Genomic DNA, 16865 nt, shown 5'->3' with positions numbered 1-16865 from the left:
GCCGCGCTGCAGGACGCTTCGCTCGCTCGGGATGGCAGATCGCGGCTGCGTCTTTGGTGTCCTTTCGGTGTGGATCCTCCAGCTATGATGGGCGCATTCGGAACGCGAGGAGAGGAGCCGCCCATGCAAGCGACGAACGAGATCAGGAACATCCTGGCGAAAGGCCAGGCGAAAGCCGGAGCGAACCCGTTGGCCGTGCTCGACGGCATCATGAGCGGCGACCCGCTGGAAGCCGTCGCGGGCGGCATCGGCATGGGCGACTCCTCGGCAGCGTATGCCAAGATGGCCAAGCTGCGCACCGAGACGCGCGTCGTGGAGCTGGGCCGCTCCGGCAACGAAGCCTACGACAGGCTGCGCAGCGCGGCGGCGCAGATCCGCAAAAGCCTGATCACGCTGCACGAGGCTCCGACGGGCAACCCCTACGTCGCCTACTTCAACAAGGGCATCGTCGCGAACCCCGCCGTCGTCGTCGCCGAACTCGTGTCCACGGGCGGCGGCGCGCGCATCGAGCTCACAGCCTTCACCGCGAAGGTCGGCTTGGTGCAGGGGCACTCGTGCAACGCGGCCATCGACAAGCTGGCCAAGCTGCTGTAGACTCGCCGGCGCGCGAAGCCCGCGATGCGGGCGAGTCCTCCGAAGCCTTCGCCTCGTCGCCGTGTATAATCGCATGCGAACGAAAGTAGCCGGACGTCCTCAGCCGGCCTTGGAGAGAAGGCAGCCCATGAGCTTCGCATTGAACCCCTACACCGCTCCCGACTTCCACCGCGAGCCGCTGGCCGGCGCGCCCGACGCCGTGCTGCTGCCGGCGCCGAAAGACGGCGTGGCGCCAGAAGGCTACCACGCGATGAGCATCTACCCCGAGTACTTCAAGATCGACGGCGCATGGCTGCTCGCGGAAGACAGCCGCATGGACTGCGTTCCCGTCTGCGAGGACGGACGCATCTTCGTGCGCGAGTTCCGCCACATCCGCGCGGGAGATGCCATCGTGTGCGGGCGCACCGAGTCGGGAGAGCAGGGCATCTACGTCCACACGACCGGGTTCGACCCCGCGCCGGACGGCGAAGGCGAGCTGGCCGACGCAGGGCGCCACGCCGACAACTTCGCCTTCCGCTTGGGGCGCTCGCGCGAGACGGCGTTCTCCCGCGAGTACGACGAGCTCTACGAGCTGCTGAAGCACGAGCGCGAACACGGCTACGTCGTGTGGGTGATGGGGCCGGCGTTCTCGTTCAACGGCTTCTCGCGCACGGCGTTCTCCAAGATCATCGAGGCGGGCTACGTCGACGCGGTGTTCGCCGGAAACGCGCTGGCCACGCACGATCTGGAGGGCTCTTACTTCCACACGGCGCTCGGCCAGGACATCGAGACGCAGGAGAACCGCCCGCTCGGCCACTACAACCACCTGGACACCATCAACCGCGTGCGGCTGTACGGCTCCATCGGCCGGTTCATCGAGGAGGAGCAGGTGTCGGGCGGCATCATGCACGCGTTGGAGAAGAAGGGCGTGCCCTACGTGCTGGCCGGCTCCATCCGCGACGACGGCCCGCTTCCGTGCGTGCTGGGCAACGCCTACGATGCGCAGGACGCCATGCGCTCCCACCTGCGCAAAGCCACCACGGTCGTGTGCATGGCCACCATGCTGCACACCATCGCCACGGGCAACATGACGCCATCGTACCGCGTGCTCGCGGACGGCACCGTGCGCCAGGTGTACTTCTACTGCGTGGACATCGCCGAGTTCGCGGTGAACAAGCTCATCGACCGCGGCTCTCTGGCCTCGCGCGGCATCGTGACGAACGTCCAGGACTTCATCGCCAACGTGGCGAAGGGCCTGGGGTTGTAGGAAAAACCGCCACGAATCCGGAGTCGGGCGCTCACGCCCGTCGCGCGCGCCGCCTGCGCTCAGCGAGCGACCATATCGCGCCCGCCGCCGCGCCCGCGATGGCGACCACAAGCCATCCGAGGCCCGCGTCGGCAAGCGGAAGCGCATCGAGGGGCAGCCACGCGCCCGGCGCGAACGCGTCGCGCAGGCCCACGGCCACGCTGAACGCCGCCGTCGCCAGCACGGCGCAGGGCCACATGCGCGGCAGCCGGTCGCAGCGCCCGTGCGCGAGGCCCATGACCACCAGCACGATGGCCGGCGGATAGAGCGCGCCCAGAAGCGGTGCGGAAAATGCGAGGATGGCATCGAGCCCCACCAGCGACACCGCGCAGCTGAACGCGGCGAACGCCGCCGCCCACGCCGGAAGCGGGATACGCGGAAAAGCCTCGGAGAAGTACTCCGAGCAGCACGAGATGAGCCCCGTGCATACGTTGAGGCAAGCCAGCAGGAAGATGGCCGCCACGATGACCGTACCCGCCGGGCCGAAATGCGCGCTGGCCGACGCCGCGAGGATGGAAGCGCCGTTGGCCGCGTCGGGCATCGTCGAGCCCATCGCCGAGCCCACGAACGCCAGCCCGCAGTAGATGGCCATCATGAGCGCTCCGGCGATGAGGCCCGCGCCCGAAATGGAGCCCGCCACGCGCTTCGGGTCGCTCACGCCCAGCTCGCGAACGTTCGCAGCCACCACGATGCCGAAGCACAGCGCCGCCAGCAAGTCCATGGTCTGGTACCCCGTGAGAAAACCGTTCGACAGCGGGCTCGCGTCATAGGGCGGCTGCGGAGCCGTCGGCGCGGGCGCGCCGCCCAGCACGGAGGCGCCGACCACCAACACGATGAGCAGGATGAGGGCGGGCGCAGAGAAACGCCCCAGCACGCGCGACAACAGCCCGGGTCGCAGCGCCAGCGCGAACGCCACGCCGAAGAACGCGACGGAGAACGCCGCCGTTGCGACGCCCAGGCCAGCCGCATCGGTTACGGGCAGCAGGGGCCTCAGCATCTCGAAGGCGGTCGAAGACGTGCGCGGAATGGCGAGAAACGGCCCGATGGTCAGGTACATGAGCGCGATGAACACCGAGGCGAACAGCGGGCTCACGCGCCCGGCCAGCTCGCGCACGCCGCCGCACACGGCCACCGCCACGATGCCGAGCACCGGCAAGCCGATACCCGCGATCAAGAAACCCGTCATGGCGGGGATCGCCTGATCACCCGCCTGCAATCCCAGAAGCGGGGGCAGGATGAGGTTGCCCGCACCGAAGAACATCGAGAACAGCATGCCGCCCACGGCCAGCAGCTGACCCGGCCGCAGCGCGACTGCGCGCCGCCCGCTAGACACCGAGCACCCCTTGCGAAACGAGCAGCCACACGAGCGCCGCCACCCACAGCACGGCCACGACGACGCGCACGGGATTCGGCACGCGCAGGCTGGCTGCCGGGATCATGAACATGGCGACGAGCCCGCCAAGCGCCCCTCCCAGATGCCCGCTCACGGAGATATTCGGCACGAGCAGCGTGTACGCCACGTTCACGGCGATGACCCCCAACATGCCCTTGCTGTACTGCGTGAAGAGCGAACGGTTCCCCTTATGCAGCACGGCTAACAGCGCCACGGCCACGAACAGGCCGAACACGCTGGTCGAAGCTCCGGCGCTCACCGCGGAGCCGCCGCCGAGCAGCACATCGGCCGCATAGGACACCGCATTGCCCGTTATTCCCGCGATGAAGTACAGCGCAAGATAGCTTCCCTTGCCCAGGGTGCGCTCCAACACCTCGCCCACGCTGTACAGCGCCACCATGTTGAAACCGAGGTGCATGAGGTCCATATGAAGGAACATCGGCGTGACGAAGCGGTACAGGTCGGCCGGCGACTGGACAAGCGGCGCGTACATCGCGCCCATGTCCACGAGGGTGCGCGTGGAAATGTCGATGCGCATGCCGGACAGCACCGCCTCGAGCGCGAACACGGCGACGTTGATCGCGATGAGCGCGAGCGTGACCAGCCGATAACGGTTGCGCTCGAAGAAGCTCGGCTGGCTGTCCGCCATCATCCGTTTCAGCTGGTCGTCATCGATGACCGCCCTTTGTTGCGGTTCCACCGGCTCGTTCACCTTGTATGGCACGTCTTTCTCCTCGAACGTCGTATATCGAAAGTCGGAACATACTACCACGAGGATAGAGCCGGTCGATGATTCTGCACTTCACGTCCATTCCTCCCGAAAGCGGAAAGGCTGCGCTGCGGGCCGAGGATGCGCCTGAAAGGATCGCTTCGACATGGCGGAGGCGCGGGCAAAGGAGGGATGACACGCACCGACGTGCGCCGCCTTCTGGTTCCCAACGCGCCAGAACCGTCACCTGAAGCCGTCGCCCAGCCGCCTTCTTCGCCGCGAACGCACGGTTTCGACGCCTTGCGTGCAGCGAAAGCGCCGGTTTGGCAGTCCCGGCTCGATCGGACGGCGCATCCCGGGGTGGCGACGGAACGCCACCTGGGATTACGCCTCGCCAATGCTCGGGAAGGAGCGTCGAGCGCGGTCGAAGGCCGCCGAGGACTGCCAAACCGGCGATTTCGCTGCACATCGTCTTGCGAACCCCTGCAGCGAGGCGTCGCCGAGACAGCCGAAAGAGCGAGGTTGGGCGCGAACCGCGCGACAAAAGGAAAGGGGGCGAGCCGAAGCCCGCCCCCCCACGTGCAACGCCAAGCGGTTTCTCCGCCTAGGCGGCGACCGTCTCGCTCTTGTCCTTCTTGCCCGGCACGAGAGCGGCGATGCAGGTCAGCATCGCGCCGACCGCGCCCACGATCAGGAGCGGCAGGCTCCCTGCGTTCCAGGCGCCCGCGTCCAGATACAGGATGGCGCGGATGCCCTCGCTCATGAAGCGCTGCGGGGCCCACGGGTACACCCAATCCTGCCAGAACGCCGGCAGAGCCTCGAAGGGGAACGTGCCCGTCATCATGCCCAACGCGAACCCGACGAGCGCAAGCAGGCCGCCAAGCGCCGTGGAGATGTTGAACGCGCCGATGAACACGAGCATCACGCAGAAGCTGGCAAGCCACATGAACGGTACGATGGCGTCCATGGGAGCCTCGATACCGGCGATCCACAGCAGCATGCAGAACGCGCACAGGCTGACGATCAGCGAGGCCACGACCGCGTAAGCCGCCTGGATCCCGATGGACTTCCAGCGCTCCGCGCTCGTCGCATCCGTCTTCTTTCCGAAGATGCGGCTGAGGAACAGACCCGTCATTATCGACACCATGAACAGCGGCATGATGGCAAGCTGCAGCGACACCATGCCGGACATGGGATTGGCCGCCGCTCCATCGCCATCGGAAGCCGACCCTTCGTGAATGGTCTCCACGTCCACGTCGACGCCCATCTGCTGGAACATCGAGGGGATGCTCGCGCCCATCTGGCTGGCCACGAGCGGGCTCTTCGCCTTGTCGATGAGCACCTTGAGAGCCGGAGCCTCCACTTCCTCAGCCTCGGAAGCCCCGTCGTCTTGCGCGGCGGCGGCCAAAGCAGCGGCCTGAGCCGCATCGCCTTGCGCGGCCGCCGCCGCATCCCCTCCCTGCGCCGCAGCGGCGGCAGCCATCGCTGCAGCCTGGTCGCCACCCGCAGCCTCCCCGCCTGCGGCGGCAGCAGCCATGGCCGCAGCCTGGTCGCCACCTGCGGCAGCTTCGCCGCCGGCTGCGGCTGCTTGGGCCGCCGCAGCGGCCTGGGCCTGCGCCTGCGCGGCCATCAAAGCCTGGGCTTGCGCGAGCGAGGCCTTCGTCTCAGCCTGCTTGACCGCCATCTGCTGGGCGCTGAAATCAGCGGGAACGATGATCGCGCCGTAGTATTCGCCGTTCTCGAGAGCTTCGTCCAGCTCTTTCTGGCTGCCCACCTTCGTCCAGGCGATGGGTGATTCCTCGCCGTCCTCCGCAGCCGTCGCGGACGTGATGTTCTCGACCAGGGTATCGCCCACGTTCATATCGCCCTGCGGCGTCTCCACGCCCTCGTCGAGCGACAGAACCGCGAACGGCAGCCCCTTCATCTCCATATTCGCCATCGGGTAGAACATGACGGACATGACGCATGCCGCCACGATGCCGATGAGCAGCGGCACTACGTACTTCGCTTTCCCGAGTTTCTCGAACACCGGGAGCCTCCTTCCGAATGCGTCGCCGGCGCTTGACCGCGCCCGCAGCTTGATTTATTCTCAAGAGGCAATTTTATTGGTCGCAACGTCTAATAAAAATGGTGAATATTGTTCCTGTTGACTAGTTTCGAGGAGAAGACATGGCGCGCCCGCGTAAAGACCAGGAAGGCCCCACCGCCGTCGAGCGCATGGAGGAGGCGTTCTGGGAGATCCTCGCCGAGAAACCGTACGCCCAGATCACCGTCGGCGAGATCGCCAAGCGGGCGCAGGTCAACAAGAACGCGTTCTACTACCATTTCGACGGCTTGGGCGCGCTTGCCGCGCAGGCGCTGGACAGCATGCTCCCGCGCGAGATGGCGCGCATGTTGCTGATGAACGGAGGGCCTTCGAAAGGCATCGACGAGATCGAGGCGAACGCCTTGCTGCGCAACCCCGACCTGAAAAAGCGGATCGACCGTGCCCTTCTGGTCGTCGGCAAGAACGGATCGAGCGAGCTTGTGGCCACGCTGAAGAACCTGGTCATGCATACCTGGTTCGACCTGTTCCATGTCGATGAAACGCGTTTGAGCAGCGAAGCCATGGTGGTAGTGAGGTTCACCTTGGGCGGCCTCGTCGAGATCATGAGCGACGAAGCCTGCCGCGGCGACCACGCGAACCCGCTCCAGGCCATACTGAGCTCGGGCGTCGCCACGAGCGCTTCGTCGAACGTCGTGGCGACGCTGCGCGCCGCCGCCGACGAGCACCTGCGCGAAAACGCCGATGCCGCAGGCGACGGCGAACGCAGTTAAGCCATAGCCTGCTTGACGGCGGCGAGCAGGTCGTCGTATTCCTCGAACGCGGGCAGATCGGTGTTCTCGGCCTTGATGGAATCGGGGCTGCGGAACAGGAAGCCCGCCTTGCTGGCTCTGATCATCCCCAGGTCGTTGTGGCTGTCGCCCGCCGCGATGGTGTCGAAGCCGCAGGACTGCAGCGCGCGCACGGTGGTCAGCTTCGATTCGGGGCAGCGCATGCGAAAGCCCGCGATGGTGCCGTCGTCAGCCACCTCCAGCTCGTTGCAGAACAGCGCCGGCCAGCCCAGCTTCGCCATGAGGGGCTGGGCGAACTGGGTGAACGTGTCGCTGATGATGACGGCCTGGGTCGTGGCGCGCAGCTCGTCGAGGAAGTCCTTCGCCCCCGGCAAGGGGTCGATGCGCGCGATGGTCTCCTGGATCTCCTTGAGGCCCAGGCCATGCTGGCGCAGGATGTCCAGACGGAAGTCCATGAGCTTGCCGTAGTCGGGCTCGTCACGAGTCGTGCGCGTCAGCTCCGGAATGCCGCTCTCCTCGGCGAACGCGATCCAGATCTCGGGCACCAGCACGCCTTCCAGGTCCAGGCAGGTGATGTACATCGTGTCGTCTCCCTTCGGCCGCGCACGCGGCATCTCGCAACAGGCTTGCAGCAACGCCATGCCATCATACCCGCAACCGCCGCGCAGCGCATCCCGCAACGCTTTGTTTCTTTACGGCGGGGCCGACGCCGTGGTTCAATGGTTGCGCAAGCCAACGACGAAAGGACCCCCATGGCCATCGGAGACGTGCTCGTCCGCATCCGCAAGGAGCGCAACCTCACTCAGGAAGACCTAGCGCGCAAGCTTTACGTCACCCGCCAGGCCGTATCGCGCTGGGAGAACGGGGAGACCACGCCTGGCATCGACATGTGCAAGCTCATCGCCGCCACCTGCGATGTGCCCGTCGCCCTGCTTTTGGAGATGCCCGACGGCGCCTACTGCCAAAGCTGCGGCATGCCGTTCTACCAGGAGAAGGATCATGGCACCGAGGCGGACGGCTCTCTGTCGGCCGACTACTGCTCGTGGTGCTATGCGAACGGCGCGTTTCTGGAAGACGAGACGCTCGAGGAGCTGATCGAGCGCTGCGCCCCATTCATGGCCGAGTCGTGCCACATCACGCGCGACGAAGCCGTTTCGTTCATGGGCGCCCTGCTCCCCACGCTCAAACGCTGGTAGCGGCACGAACGCTGCGTTCTGCGAAGCGAACGCGGCATCTGCCTTTCCGAACGCGCCTTCCGCCGGTCTGCCGAGATATACTGGACGAACTGTGCGCGCAACGCCATCGGGGACGCGCGCCGCAAGCATAGATCCGTCGAGCGTGATTGGAGCCGCAGCCCATGGCGAAAGACTTCAGCAACCCGAAGAAGCTCGGCTTCATGCGGGTCCTCCAGTTCTTCTTTGCATTCAACGTCATCGTCACCATCTCGCTGTTGGCGTTCCTGATCAAAGGCAGCTACGAGCTGGAATTCTCGAACATCCTCGATTTCGTCAACCTGATATTCGACAGCATCAGCTTCTGGCTCATCTGGCAGCGCAAACGCCTGGCGCGCCATTTCATCATCGGGTTCAGCTTGTTCAACATCTTCATCGGAACCGCCTTCAACATCGCGACCGGTCACTTCAGCCTTGTCGGCCAGCTGTTCTCGTGCACGCCCGACCTTATACTGCTCGCGTACTTCCTCACGTCGAGACGCGCGAAAGCCGTGCTGACGCAGCCCTTCGACGCAGAGGTCAAACAACGCGAGCTCGCGAAGGACCTGGACTGCTACCAGCCTCGGACCTGGGCGTTCTGGCGCAACATCATCATTTACTTCTGCGTGTTCAGCGTGGTGGGACACTGGATGGAGGCGGCCTATTGCACGCTCATCCGCTTCGGAATGATACCCGGCACCTACGACCCGAACTCCCAGATCTGGTCGGATTGGCTCTACCCCTTCATCGTGTACGGATTCGGAGCCGTGGCGTGCGTGCTTCTGCTGTACCCCGTCAAGAACTTCCTTGAAAAGCGCATCCGCAGCCGCGTGGTGCCCTTGCTCATCAGCTTCGTCGTTAACGCGCTCGTCTGCACGACCATCGAACTGGTCATGGGCCTCATGGTCAACCAGCCCGGCCCTGACGGCAAGCTGCCCTTATGGGACTACTCCGATATGTTCTGCAACTTCATGGGCCAGGTGTGTCTGCAGAACGCCATCGCCTTCGGCGTGGTGGCCACGCTCATGACCTGGGTGATCTACCCGGCGCTCGAGCAGCTGCTGAGCAAGGTCCCCCGGGACGGCATGAACATCGCCTTCATAGCCGTGACCGTCGGCTTCTGCATCCTGATCTTCCTGTACTACGTGAACGTGGCGCTTCCCGACCTCGACGACGCCGACGATGCCGGCTCCTCGGACGCAACCTCGATCGAGCTCTCGTCCAGCTACGATTCTGAAGCGGCCGGCTAGGACGACCCAGCGTCCATGCCCATTCTCTCCAAAGAAGACGAGCGGTACGGCTACGAGCCCGGCTCCTTCGCGTTCTGGCGGAACCTGGCCGTGTACTTCTGCGTGTTCAGCGTGCTGGGACATTGGATGGAGATCGTCTACTGCTCGTTCATGAACGTATTCGGCATCGTCGATGCCGATTCGCTTGTGTGGGACGACCCGATGTACCCGTTTCTCGTGTACGGCGTGGGCGTCGTCGTCTGCGCGCTCGTGCTGATGCCGCTCAAGACGGCGCTGGTCGCCCGGCGCGCCACCCTCGTCAGCGCCGGGATCCAGTTCTTCGCCGTCACCGTGGTCGTGTGCATGCTCATGGAACTGGCCATGGGGTTCATGCTGAACCAGCCGAACGCCGCCGGCGAATACCCGTTGTGGGACAACTCGCAGCTGCCGTTCAACATCCTCGGCCAGGCATGGCTCGTAAACGACCTCGCGCTGGCGGCCGTGGCCATGCTGTACACATGGATCGTCTACCCGCTGTGCCAGAAAGCCCTCGGGAAGCTCCCGCTGCGCGTGATGAACCTTTTGGCAGCTGTCGTCGTCATCGGGTTCGTCGTCCTTTGCGCCGTCAAGTTCGCCTGAACGCGGCGAGGCCCCGATGCCGTTCAGCTCCGGGGCCTCGAATGCATGTCGCGTATCTGCTAGTCGCGGGTGAGCTTGCGGTGGATGCGGTGCGGACGCGCGGCCTCCTCGCCCAGGCGCTCGACGCGGTTCTTCTGGTAGTCGTCGAAGTTGCCCTCGAACCAGTGCCAGTTGCCCGGGTTCTCGTCGGTGCCCTCCCACGCCAGGATGTGCGTGGCGATGCGGTCGAGGAACCAGCGGTCATGGCTGGTCACCACGACGCAGCCGGGAAATGCCAGCAGCGCCTCCTCCAGGCTTTCCAGCGTCTCGACGTCGAGGTCGTTCGTAGGCTCGTCGAGCAGCAGGAGGTTGCCGCCCTGCTTGAGCGTCAGCGCCAGGTTCAGGCGGTTGCGCTCGCCGCCCGACAGCACGCCGGCCGGCTTCTGCTGGTCGGGCCCCTTGAAGCCGAAGCTGGCCACGTAGGCGCGACTGGGAATCTCGGTGTCGCCCACCTTCATGTAGTCCAGGCCGTCGGAGACGACCTCCCACAGCTTCTTGTTCGGGTCGATGCCCTCGCGGTTCTGGTCGACGTAGGAGATGCTCACCGACTCGCCGATCTCAAGCTCGCCGCCCGACAGGGGCTCCAAGCCCACGATGGCTTTGAACAGCGTGGACTTGCCCACGCCGTTCGGGCCGATCACGCCCACGATGCCGCCCTGGGGCAGCGTGAACGACAAGTCGTCGATGAGCACGCGGTCGCCGAACGCCTTCCTGATGTGCTTGGCCTCGATGACCTTCGCGCCCAGGCGCGGCGGCACGGGGATGGTGATGTCCGACACGCTGGCCTTCTCGAACGAGCGTGCCTCGGCCGCCATCTGCTCGTAGCGCTCGATGCGGGCCTTGCTCTTGGCCTGGCGCGCCTTGGGGCTGGATCGCACCCACTCCAGTTCCGAGCGCAGGCGCTTCGCCAGCTTCTCCTCGCGCTGGCCCTGGCCCTCCAGGCGCGCGGCCTTCGTCTCGAGGTAGGTGGAGTAGTTGCCCTTGTACGGGAAGAGGCTGCCGCGGTCCACCTCGCAGATCCACTCGGCCACGTTGTCCAGGAAGTAGCGGTCGTGCGTGACGGCCAGCACCGCGCCGGGGTAGGTGCGCAGGAACTGCTCCAGCCACAGCACCGACTCGGCGTCCAGGTGGTTGGTGGGCTCGTCGAGCAGCAGCAGGTCGGGCGCCTCCAGCAGCAGCTTGCACAGCGCCACGCGACGGCGCTCGCCGCCGGATAGCACGTTCACCGGCATGTCGGGGTCGGGGCACTGCAGCGCGTCCATGGCCTGCGACAGCTGGCTGTCGAGATCCCACCCGTTCGCCGCGTCGATGGCGTCTTGCAGCTCGCCCATCTCGGCCATGAGCGCGTCGAAGTCGGCGTCGGGCTCGGCCATCTCCTCGCCGATCTTGTTGAAGCGGTCGATCTTGGCCTTCACCTCGCCGAACGCCATCTCGATGTTCTCGATGACGGTCTTGTCGTCGTCCAGAGGCGGCTCCTGCTGCAGGATGCCCACCGTGTAGCCGGGCGTGAGGCGCGCGTCGCCGTTCGACACCTCTTCGAGGCCCGCCATGATCTTGAGCAGCGTCGACTTGCCCATGCCGTTGGGTCCCACGACGCCGATCTTCGCGCCGGGGTAGAACGACAGGGTCACGTCGTCGAGAATGACCTTCTCGCCGTGCGCCTTGCGCGCCTGATACATTTGGTAGATGAATTCCGCCACGTGATGCTCCTCTGTTTTCCGGGAAGTTCGCTCTATTGTCTCATACACCGCGTCCGCGGGGAAGCGGGCGCGGCGGCAGGTTGCAGGATGGGACCGCGGGACCTCTAGCGGTTCTCGATGTGGCCGATGTTCTTGAGCTCGATGTTGATGAGGCCGTTCGGGCCGCTGACGAACTCGATGAAGTCGGGGTTCTCGCCGTACTCGGCCGGGAACGTGATGTCGATGCCCGTGTCGGTGCGGATCTTGTGGCTCTTCGCCACGCGCTTGGCCACGTTCTTCTCCACGACCACGCGCTCGGGCAGCGCCTCGTCGGCAAGCGCCTGCTCGAAGCGCTTCTGCAGCGGCTCGTCCTCGAACACCTCCTCGCCCAGGTCCCACGGGGCAAGCTCGTCGGACTCGTCGGCGTTCTCGGCCACGTAGGCCTTCGCCTTCGACACCGCCACAGCCGCGTTGGCGCCGTACTCCTCGGCAACCTCCTCGACGATGCGCGTCACGGCGTCGAACACCTCTTTGCTGGACGCCTCCATCGAGCATTGCAGCAGGCCGTCGGGGATGAGCCAGCGGTTCTCGCCCGCGATGGCGCGCTCCTTGTCGCAAAACGACACCGACAGCGTCTTCGACTCGATCACCGCGAACGACGCCACCTTCTGCGACGGGTTCGGCAGGATGGCGTGATGGCGCGCGATGTCCACGCGCTGCGCGCCGCTCTCGCCGTAGCCCACCTCGTGCATGTAGGCCTGCTTGGCCTCCAGCAGCATGAACGCGAAGTAGCGCTTGCCCTCGCCGCGATACGCCGCCTCGGCCTCGTCGTCGGTCATCTCCCGCACCGTGTTGTCGGGATCGTCCTCGAAGTCCATCACCAGAAGGTCGGCCGACTCGGTCTTCTCCATGCGCCCCAGCTCGCCGGCGATGAACTCGGCCACCTGGACGGACAGGTCGACGAACTCGCGCTGACCGCGGAAGTAGCAGCGCAGCTCCTCGGCGAACATGCTGTTCTCGGCGAACTCGCCGCGCTTGCTGTCGATGTTGCCGAGCGCCTTCTTCGCGTGGCTCGTCACGTAGCGCTTGGCGTTCTTGCTCGAAAGATCGAGCTCCTCCTGGGCGTACACGTTGACGCACGAGACGAAGTCGAAAACGTGCAGGATCGCGTGGTTGATCTTCATGAAGCCTCTCCGCTGCTCTCGTAATCCGGAATTGTCGCGAACGTTCAGGATACCGGAAGCCGGAGCCCGGCGGCGCGAAGAACGGAGAATCCCCAGACGCCATCCCTTCCCGCCCCGCAAACGGGCGCTCGATCGAACAGAGGCTTCCAAGTTCCCAACTTATGCGCCCTTTCAGCATCGAATATGCTCGAAAATCACCATGTCCCCGACTTATGCGCACGCTTCCAGCCGACTCGCACGTATAAATTTCCCATGTCTAACTACTGACCTGCGGTTTCGAGAAGAGAAACGGGCCGAACACGTCCCAAACGGGCAATCCGACGTGACGAAGGTGCGCACAAGTCGAGGACATGGGAGAAAAACCCCGTTTTCAATGCAAGAGCCCGAGAATGCGAGCGCCCTGCCAAGCGCCGAACGCGCGAAGGCCGACTACATCGTAACGCGCGACAAAGGCCTGCTCAGGAGATCCACCGTGTGCGCGCTCGCGCCCGAGGACGCAACCGCCCTTCTGCGCGCCCGCGGCTAGCGGCCCGCCGCCTGCCCGCGGTCGAAGGCCAGCAGACGTCGGTAGCGCTCGCTCGTGCGCGCGAGCTCGTCCGGCGCGCCGTCGAGCGCGATGCGGCCGTCCTCCACGAACACGACGCGGTCCATGGCGTCCACGCCGGCCAGATGGTGGGTGATCATGATCACCGTCTTGCCCGCCAGCGCCTCGAACAGGTCGTCCAGCAGCGCGCGCTCGGTGATAGGATCGAGGCCTACCGTGGGCTCGTCCAGGATGACCACGGGCACGTCCTGCAGCAGCACGCGCGCGAGCGCGACGCGGTGGCGCTCGCCGCCCGAGAAGCGCAGGCCGGCCTCGTCCACCAGCGTGTCCAGGCCGTTCGGCAGCCGCTCGGCCATCGACCGCAGCCCCACCCTGCCCAGCGCGTCCCATACCTCGTCGTCGGTCGCGTCCTCGCGCCCGATGCGCAGGTTGTCGCGCAGCGTCATGTTGAACAGGTAGGTGCGCTGCTGGATGACCCCGATCCACTTCGCCGCCTCGTCGCCGAGGTCGGCCGTGGGCGAGCCGCCCAGCGTCACGCCGCCCGCATCGGGTCGTATGTCGCCGCGCACGAGGGACGCCAGCGTGCTCTTGCCCGCGCCGCTGCGGCCCAGCACGGCCACGCGCTGGCCCTGCGGCACCGTCAGGCTCAGGCCGCGCAGCACGTCACGCGACGTGCCGGGATAGCGGTACTCCGCCCGGTCAACCCGCACGTCGAACGGCGCCTCGGGCACGCGCGCGGACGGCTTCTCCTCGCCGGGGGTCGGCAGGTCGTTCAAACGCGCGATGGAATCGCGGTAGGCGCCGGCCTCCACCGCCGCCGACGACAAGGGCGCGAACGCGTCGATGAGCGGGAAGAAGCCCAGCACGAACGCGGCGATCCAGTTGGCCGCGTCGCCCCCTTCCCCGCCGAAGCGCCCGCCCGCCCACACCAGCAGCAGCACGGCGCAGATGCCGAACAGCGCCTGCAGCACCACGTCGCGGCGCCGACCGAAGCGCTCCATGCGCTCCTGCACGTCGCGCATCCGCAGCTCGCGCTCCTTATGGCGCGTGAGGTACTCCTCGCCGCGCCCGGCGAACACCCAGTCGGACACACCCAGCACGTTGTCGGCCAGCTCGGCGTACAGCTCGTTCTTCATCTGCTTGTGGCGCGCCTGGCGCGCGGCGTTCGCCAGCACCGACACCAGCGGCACGAGGAACACCGCCGTGCCCAGCACCAGCAGCATCGCCAGCGCGAGCCAGAGCGAGAACCAGCCCAGGCATGCCACCAGCACGACGAACAGCAGCCATGCCGTCACCGTGGGGAACACGGTGCGCAGGTACAGGTTCTGAATGTGCCCGATATCCTCGGCCAGAAGGCCCAGCACGTCGCCCGTGCGGTGCGTGGCGCGGAAGAACACGGCGTCGCGCTCCAGCGCGCGGTACAGCTTCAACCGCAATCCGCTGGTCATGCGCAGCACCCAGTCGTGGCTGGTCAAGCGCTCGAGGTACTGCAGGATGGGCTTGCCCACGCCGAAGATGCGCACGAAGATGAGCGGCAGGTGCAGAAAGAGGATGGTCTCAACCACCGCCGAAGCGCTGACCAGGTAGCCTGAGGTAAACATCAGCGCCGAGGCGAACCCGAACGTCAGCAGCCCCAGGAAAAGCGCCAACGCCAACGCCTTGCGGTAACGGAAGAAGAACGGCTTCACCCAGGCGTCGCGGCGCAGCACGCTCGCGAACCCCTCCTCGCGCGGCACGGCGCCCTGCACGGCTTCGCCTTCCCTGCTCATAGCGCGCCTCCTTCCAACCGCGACGCCAAGCGCGCGTACGCGCCGTCGCGCGCGGCAAGCTCCTTCGGCGCGCCGAACTCGGCCACGCGCCCGTCCTCCATCACCAGCACGGCGTCCATGTCGTGCACCCAATGCAGCCGGTGCGTGGCGAACACCACGAGACGGCCTTCCATGAGCGGCAGCATGCGCTCCTTCAGCTCCAACTCGGTCTCGATGTCGAGGTGCGCCGTGGGTTCGTCGAACAGCAGGATGCGCCGCGAGTCGTCCAGAAGCGCGCGGGCCAGCGCGATGCGCTGCGCCTGGCCGCCCGACAGCGCGCGGGCGCCCTCGCCCACCAGCGTGTCCAGCCCGTCCGGCAGCTCGGCCACGAGATCGCCCAGCCCCACGACCTCCACCGCGCGCGCAACCTCATCGTCGTCGGCATCGGGGCGGTAGAACACGATGTTGTCGCGCAGCGTGGCGTGGAACAGGTACGGGTCCTGCGGGATGTAGAGCACCTGGCGCTGCCACGAAGGCTCGCGCAGGTCTGCCAGCTGCCGCCCTGCGGCGCGCACCGTGCCCGCGCTGGGAGCCGCGAAGCCGCCCAACAGGTTCACGAGCGTGCTCTTGCCCGAGCCGCTGGCCCCGATGACGCCGACGCGCGCGAAACCGCGCACGGCGAAGGACACGTCCGAAAGCGCCTCGTGCTCGGGATACGAGAAGCGCACGCCGTCCAGCTCGAGCGTCGAATCTTCGCTCCAGACGGGAACGTCGTGCAGCGCGGCGGCCTCGTCGCCTGCAACGTCCGACGCGCCCTCCTCCGCCGACGCGATGATGCCCTGAATGGAGGCCAGCGCGTTCTTGCCGTCGAGCGAGGCGTGGTAGTCGCTGGCGAACTCGCGGATGGGCTTGAAGTACTCCGGCACCAGCACCAGCACGAACAGCGCAGGGAAGAAGGCGATCGAACCGTCCACGAGGCGGAATCCCAACATGATGGCCACGGCCGCCAGCGACAGCGTGGAGATGAGGTCGAGCACGGAGCCCGACAACGTGGCGATGCGCAGCGTCTTAACCGTTGCCTCGCGGAAGCGCTCGCTCACCTCGAAGATGCGCTCGCCGTGGCGCTTGCCGCGGCCGAACAGCTTGAGCGTATCGATGCCGCGCATCGAGTCGATGAAGTGATTCGACAGCCGCTGGTACTCCTCGTGCTGCAGCGACGCGGCCGCCTTCGCTGTCGCGCCGATCAGCCCCATGTAGAACACGATGACCGGGTACATGACCAGCATGATGGAACCCGACACCCAATCCACCGGGAACACGCACAAAAGCACGATGAGCGGCACCACGACCACGCACACGATCTTCGGCAGGATGAGGCGCAGGTACGTCTCCACCTGGTCGATGCCCTCCAACACCATCGCAGTGACGCTGCCGGTGCCCTGAGCTTGCACGATGCGCGCACCCTGGCCGAACACCGCCTGCAGAAGCTCGCGGCGCAGTGCGTCGATGCGTGCGTAGGCGTAGCGGTCGAGATAGGAGTCCTGCGCGTAGCGCACCAGCTGGCCGCCTACGAAGCAGAGGAAGAACAGGACGATGAGCGGAGCCTGGTCGGGCAGCGGCGCGCCTTCCCATAGATGCACGATGGCGCTTGCCAACGACCATGCCTGCCCCACCACGAGCAGCGCCCGGGCCACGGCAAGGGCCACCAGCGCCGCCAGCGCGCCGCGGATGCCCTCCAGCGCGAACAAAGCCCGATCGATCATACGCACGCCCCCT

General features: G+C 66.1%; 15 protein-coding genes. 7 read left to right on the top strand and 8 right to left on the bottom strand.

What is annotated here, in order from left to right; translation table 11 throughout:
- The first annotated feature begins 123 nt into the window (after positions 1-123).
- Entirely contained in the window at positions 124-594 is a 471-nt protein-coding gene (locus tag ELEN_RS07260; protein ID WP_015760563.1) for a hypothetical protein, read from the top strand.
- A gap of 127 nt (positions 595-721) precedes the next feature.
- A complete protein-coding gene (locus tag ELEN_RS07255) occupies positions 722-1840 on the top strand; it encodes a putative NPN-dependent ornithine cyclodeaminase (RefSeq protein WP_009304402.1) in 1119 nt (372 codons plus the stop codon).
- A gap of 31 nt (positions 1841-1871) precedes the next feature.
- On the opposite strand, the gene brnQ is transcribed toward ELEN_RS07255, so the two are convergent.
- From brnQ to ELEN_RS07240, 3 genes are all read right to left on the bottom strand, one after another.
- Positions 1872-3212 carry a branched-chain amino acid transport system II carrier protein gene (gene brnQ, locus ELEN_RS07250; protein ID WP_015760562.1) on the bottom strand — a complete coding sequence of 447 codons (1341 nt, stop codon included), beginning with the start codon at positions 3210-3212 and terminating at the stop codon, positions 1872-1874.
- A complete protein-coding gene (locus ELEN_RS07245; RefSeq protein WP_015760561.1) occupies positions 3205-3996 on the bottom strand; it encodes a rhomboid family intramembrane serine protease in 792 nt (263 codons plus the stop codon). Before ELEN_RS07245 ends, brnQ begins: the two co-directional genes overlap by 8 nt.
- Positions 3997-4585: 589 nt before the next feature.
- Positions 4586-6010, bottom strand: a complete 1425-nt coding sequence (locus ELEN_RS07240; protein WP_015760560.1) for a YhgE/Pip domain-containing protein — start codon at positions 6008-6010, stop codon at positions 4586-4588.
- Between the two features lie 140 nt (positions 6011-6150).
- Between ELEN_RS07240 and ELEN_RS07235 the strand changes: the two genes are divergently transcribed.
- On the top strand, positions 6151-6798 hold the full coding sequence (locus ELEN_RS07235; RefSeq protein ID WP_015760559.1) for a TetR/AcrR family transcriptional regulator: 648 nt from the start codon (positions 6151-6153) through the stop codon (positions 6796-6798).
- Here the strand turns inward: ELEN_RS07235 and thrH are convergent.
- Entirely contained in the window at positions 6795-7397 is a 603-nt protein-coding gene (gene thrH, locus ELEN_RS07230; protein WP_015760558.1) for a bifunctional phosphoserine phosphatase/homoserine phosphotransferase ThrH, read from the bottom strand. The genes ELEN_RS07235 and thrH overlap by 4 nt on opposite strands.
- 171 nt (positions 7398-7568) lie before the next feature.
- On the opposite strand from thrH, the gene ELEN_RS07225 reads away from it, so the two are divergent.
- The 3 genes from ELEN_RS07225 (at position 7569) to ELEN_RS07215 (ending at position 9895) form a co-directional block, all read left to right on the top strand.
- A complete protein-coding gene (locus tag ELEN_RS07225) occupies positions 7569-8012 on the top strand; it encodes a zinc ribbon domain-containing protein (protein WP_009304409.1) in 444 nt (147 codons plus the stop codon).
- A 161-nt stretch (positions 8013-8173) separates the two neighbouring features.
- Positions 8174-9277 (top strand): putative ABC transporter permease, encoded by a 1104-nt coding sequence (locus ELEN_RS07220; RefSeq protein WP_015760557.1) that lies wholly within the window; start codon positions 8174-8176, stop codon positions 9275-9277.
- Between the two features lie 15 nt (positions 9278-9292).
- A complete protein-coding gene (locus ELEN_RS07215; RefSeq protein ID WP_009304411.1) occupies positions 9293-9895 on the top strand; it encodes a putative ABC transporter permease in 603 nt (200 codons plus the stop codon).
- A 59-nt stretch (positions 9896-9954) separates the two neighbouring features.
- On the opposite strand, the gene ettA is transcribed toward ELEN_RS07215, so the two are convergent.
- Together ettA and ELEN_RS07205 are read right to left on the bottom strand one after the other, a co-directional pair.
- Positions 9955-11634 (bottom strand): energy-dependent translational throttle protein EttA, encoded by a 1680-nt coding sequence (ettA, locus tag ELEN_RS07210; protein ID WP_009304412.1) that lies wholly within the window; start codon positions 11632-11634, stop codon positions 9955-9957.
- Positions 11635-11738: 104 nt separating this feature from the next.
- On the bottom strand, positions 11739-12797 hold the full coding sequence (locus tag ELEN_RS07205) for a nucleoid-associated protein (RefSeq protein ID WP_009304413.1): 1059 nt from the start codon (positions 12795-12797) through the stop codon (positions 11739-11741).
- Positions 12798-13170: 373 nt separating this feature from the next.
- Here ELEN_RS07205 and ELEN_RS16160 point away from each other — a divergent pair, with 373 nt between their 5' ends.
- Positions 13171-13323: a hypothetical protein gene (locus tag ELEN_RS16160; protein WP_226843984.1), complete on the top strand. Its 153-nt coding sequence runs from the start codon at positions 13171-13173 to the stop codon at positions 13321-13323.
- Here ELEN_RS16160 and cydC read toward each other — a convergent pair.
- Both cydC and cydD read right to left on the bottom strand, forming a co-directional pair.
- The gene (gene cydC / locus ELEN_RS07200; protein WP_009304416.1) at positions 13320-15110 is read right to left on the bottom strand and encodes a thiol reductant ABC exporter subunit CydC; all 1791 of its coding nucleotides are present in this window, start codon (positions 15108-15110) and stop codon (positions 13320-13322) included. The genes ELEN_RS16160 and cydC overlap by 4 nt on opposite strands.
- Positions 15107-16852: a thiol reductant ABC exporter subunit CydD gene (gene cydD / locus ELEN_RS07195; protein WP_015760556.1), complete on the bottom strand. Its 1746-nt coding sequence runs from the start codon at positions 16850-16852 to the stop codon at positions 15107-15109. Before cydD ends, cydC begins: the two co-directional genes overlap by 4 nt.
- Positions 16853-16865: the final 13 nt, after the last annotated feature.

Source organism: Eggerthella lenta DSM 2243, from assembly GCF_000024265.1.
In the GTDB taxonomy this organism is placed as follows: domain Bacteria; phylum Actinomycetota; class Coriobacteriia; order Coriobacteriales; family Eggerthellaceae; genus Eggerthella; species Eggerthella lenta.
This window is presented reverse-complemented; position numbering and strand designations above follow the sequence as displayed.

Excerpts from the sequence above, each read along its gene's own strand:
- ELEN_RS07220 (WP_015760557.1), top strand. The coding sequence starts at position 8,174 with ATGGCGAAAGACTTCAGCAACCCGAAGAAGCTCGGCTTCATGCGGGTC.
- thrH (WP_015760558.1), bottom strand. The coding sequence starts at position 7,397 with ATGTACATCACCTGCCTGGACCTGGAAGGCGTGCTGGTGCCCGAGATC.
- ELEN_RS07260 (WP_015760563.1), top strand. The coding sequence starts at position 124 with ATGCAAGCGACGAACGAGATCAGGAACATCCTGGCGAAAGGCCAGGCG.
- ELEN_RS07205 (WP_009304413.1), bottom strand. The coding sequence starts at position 12,797 with ATGAAGATCAACCACGCGATCCTGCACGTTTTCGACTTCGTCTCGTGC.
- cydD (WP_015760556.1), bottom strand. The coding sequence starts at position 16,852 with ATGATCGATCGGGCTTTGTTCGCGCTGGAGGGCATCCGCGGCGCGCTG.
- ELEN_RS07225 (WP_009304409.1), top strand. The coding sequence starts at position 7,569 with ATGGCCATCGGAGACGTGCTCGTCCGCATCCGCAAGGAGCGCAACCTC.
- ELEN_RS07215 (WP_009304411.1), top strand. The coding sequence starts at position 9,293 with ATGCCCATTCTCTCCAAAGAAGACGAGCGGTACGGCTACGAGCCCGGC.
- ELEN_RS16160 (WP_226843984.1), top strand. The coding sequence starts at position 13,171 with ATGCAAGAGCCCGAGAATGCGAGCGCCCTGCCAAGCGCCGAACGCGCG.
- ELEN_RS07255 (WP_009304402.1), top strand. The coding sequence starts at position 722 with ATGAGCTTCGCATTGAACCCCTACACCGCTCCCGACTTCCACCGCGAG.
- ELEN_RS07235 (WP_015760559.1), top strand. The coding sequence starts at position 6,151 with ATGGCGCGCCCGCGTAAAGACCAGGAAGGCCCCACCGCCGTCGAGCGC.
- cydC (WP_009304416.1), bottom strand. The coding sequence starts at position 15,110 with ATGAGCAGGGAAGGCGAAGCCGTGCAGGGCGCCGTGCCGCGCGAGGAG.